Source organism: Schwartzia succinivorans DSM 10502 (assembly GCF_900129225.1).
In the GTDB taxonomy this organism is placed as follows: domain Bacteria; phylum Bacillota; class Negativicutes; order Selenomonadales; family Selenomonadaceae; genus Schwartzia; species Schwartzia succinivorans.
Genome location: NZ_FQUG01000018.1, coordinates 1 through 2,124, shown reverse-complemented (window position 1 = coordinate 2,124; position 2,124 = coordinate 1). Strand labels below are relative to the sequence as shown.

The following is a 2,124-nucleotide window of genomic DNA, read 5'->3' as shown; positions in this document are numbered from 1 at the left end:
TTCCACCTGTTCCCATTCCGAACACAGTAGTTAAGCACGTAAAGGCCGAAAGTACTTGGCTGGAGACGGCCCGGGAGGATAGGAAGCTGCCGGTTTACAGGCTGATAATTTCAGCCTCTTGATTCCATGATAGCTCAGTTGGTAGAGCAATCGGCTGTTAACCGATCGGTCGTAGGTTCGAGTCCTACTCATGGAGCCATGCATATCCCCTGGGGTATTTGGGGTATAGCCAAGTTGGTTAAGGCACGGGACTTTGACTCCTGCATTCGTTGGTTCGAATCCAGCTACCCCAGCCAGACGGTTCACTAGCTCAGTTGGTAGAGCACCTGACTTTTAATCAGGGTGTCCCGGGTTCAAATCCCGGGTGAGCCACCATATATCGTGGTGGCGAGCTGGGAACTTATATATGACCCACTAGCTCAATTGGTAGAGCAACTGACTCTTAATCAGTAGGTTCGGGGTTCGATTCCCCGGTGAGTCACCATTTGATAAATACGCTGCATTGCAGTGTTTTATATGGGCGATTAGCTCAGCTGGGAGAGCGCCTGCCTTACAAGCAGGATGTCAGCAGTTCGATCCTGTTATCGCCCACCATTACGGCCCGGTAGTTCAGTCGGTTTAGAATGCCGCCCTGTCACGGCGGAGATCATGGGTTCAAGTCCCATTCGGGTCGCCATTTGTTATTAATCAGTTTTACTGATAATATATGATTTGCCTCGGTAGCTCAGTTGGTAGAGCAAAGGACTGAAAATCCTTGTGTCAGCGGTTCGATTCCACTCTGAGGCACCATGAACATGCTGGTGTGGCTCAATTGGCAGAGCAGCTGACTTGTAATCAGCAGGTTGTAGGTTCAAGTCCTATCGCCAGCTCCATGTGTTAATTACGCGGGTGTAACTCAATGGTAGAGTTCCAGCCTTCCAAGCTGGCTACGTGGGTTCGATTCCCATCACCCGCTCCATTTTTTTGAGATGCCGGGGTGGCGGAACTGGCAGACGCACGGGACTTAAAATCCCGGGATTGGTAACAATCGTACCGGTTCGATTCCGGTCCTCGGCACCACATTGATCGAGAACCGGAATTACGTCAGAGTTCTAATGCCGGACATTCATAGATTTTGTTTGCGGCTGTGGCGAAATGGCAGACGCGCTAGCTTCAGGAGCTAGTGATGGCAACATCATGGTGGTTCGAGTCCACTCAGCCGCACCATTGACAATCACATATTTTTGTTATATACTGTATCTTGTTTTTGCGGTCGTGGCGGAATTGGCAGACGCGCTACTTTGAGGGGGTAGTGTTCACAAGACGTATGGGTTCAAGTCCCATCGACCGCACCATTTGAAATCGAAGCTCGGATGAAAATCCGGGCTTTTTTGTTTGTCTTATTGCCTGGGCGATATGTACAGTCCTCTTTAATGTTTTACAAGCGGTGGGGTATTTGCTATTATGTAAAAAAGGATTGATTCGAGGTGATAGAAATGATGCAGTCGGAAAAGCTTAAAAAGGCGCTTGATGCTATAGAAGATGCATGCGGGCACTGTGAAATATGCTCTCCGGATTGCCCAATATCGGTTGCAAGGCGCGCTTTGAACGGACTTTATTATGATGTCAAACAGATGGAGGAAGCCGAGGGACAGAGCTGAGTTTTGGATAGAATCGCAGCCGGAGTTCGGCAAGGAAGGATAAATCATAGACAGGAGGGATTGCCTTGATTACAATGATTGAAATGGCAGGCTACCCGTACTGTGCAAAGGCGCACCGTGCGATTGATGAGGTAAAGGCGCGCCACGCCGGTACGGAGATTGTTTTTATCGATGAGAATAAAGAGCCTGAGAAGCTTAGAGAATTTGCAGGGAAGTACTATTATGTGCCGTCTCTTTTTGTCGACGGCGAGAAGGTTTTTGAGGCTTCCCCCGGAGATGATTATGAGAAGATAAGGGCTGCGGTAGAAAAAGCATACAAAACTGCAGAGGGATGAATTTTAGCATAGGTATGGCAAAAGCCCCGTCCAGATCGGACGGGGCTTAATTTGTTGGTAGCCGAATAGGCGATATTAAACCACCAGCTATGCTGGTGGTAAGTAAAAATTTCTTTTAGTAAAAAACCTCCTATGCTACAATCTGCGTG

Annotated in this window: 2 protein-coding genes, 12 tRNA genes and 1 rRNA gene; all 15 read left to right on the top strand. The window is 48.4% G+C overall.

The features are described from left to right. Positions 1–95: ribosomal RNA gene (rrf, locus tag BUA83_RS12395) — 5S ribosomal RNA — on the top strand; the annotation flags it as partial. Positions 96–123: 28 nt separating this feature from the next. Then, a tRNA-Asn gene (locus BUA83_RS12390) sits at positions 124–199 on the top strand. Between the two features lie 20 nt (positions 200–219). Next, positions 220–296: transfer RNA gene (locus tag BUA83_RS12385), tRNA-Gln, on the top strand. A gap of 3 nt (positions 297–299) precedes the next feature. Continuing rightward, positions 300–375: transfer RNA gene (locus tag BUA83_RS12380), tRNA-Lys, on the top strand. Positions 376–408: 33 nt separating this feature from the next. Further along, positions 409–484, top strand: a tRNA-Lys gene (locus tag BUA83_RS12375). A gap of 34 nt (positions 485–518) precedes the next feature. Further along, a tRNA-Val gene (locus tag BUA83_RS12370) sits at positions 519–594 on the top strand. A gap of 4 nt (positions 595–598) precedes the next feature. Next, positions 599–676, top strand: a tRNA-Asp gene (locus BUA83_RS12365). Positions 677–713: 37 nt separating this feature from the next. After that, positions 714–789 (top strand) — tRNA-Phe (locus BUA83_RS12360). A gap of 7 nt (positions 790–796) precedes the next feature. Beyond that, positions 797–872 (top strand) — tRNA-Thr (locus tag BUA83_RS12355). 12 nt (positions 873–884) lie between these two features. Continuing rightward, a tRNA-Gly gene (locus tag BUA83_RS12350) sits at positions 885–958 on the top strand. A gap of 12 nt (positions 959–970) precedes the next feature. After that, a tRNA-Leu gene (locus BUA83_RS12345) sits at positions 971–1,059 on the top strand. Between the two features lie 61 nt (positions 1,060–1,120). Continuing rightward, positions 1,121–1,206, top strand: a tRNA-Leu gene (locus tag BUA83_RS12340). A gap of 42 nt (positions 1,207–1,248) precedes the next feature. Continuing rightward, a tRNA-Leu gene (locus BUA83_RS12335) sits at positions 1,249–1,334 on the top strand. Positions 1,335–1,466: 132 nt separating this feature from the next. Further along, complete coding sequence (locus BUA83_RS12700) at positions 1,467–1,640, top strand: hypothetical protein (protein WP_159430518.1); 174 nt, start codon at positions 1,467–1,469, stop codon at positions 1,638–1,640. Positions 1,641–1,714: 74 nt separating this feature from the next. Beyond that, entirely contained in the window at positions 1,715–1,975 is a 261-nt protein-coding gene (locus tag BUA83_RS12330; RefSeq protein WP_072936580.1) for a glutaredoxin, read from the top strand. The last annotated feature ends 149 nt before the right edge of the window (positions 1,976–2,124 follow it).

What these genes read in the sequence shown, in the direction of transcription:
- BUA83_RS12330 (WP_072936580.1), top strand. Translation starts at nt 1,715, where the DNA reads ATGATTGAAATGGCAGGCTACCCGTACTGTGCAAAGGCGCACCGTGCG.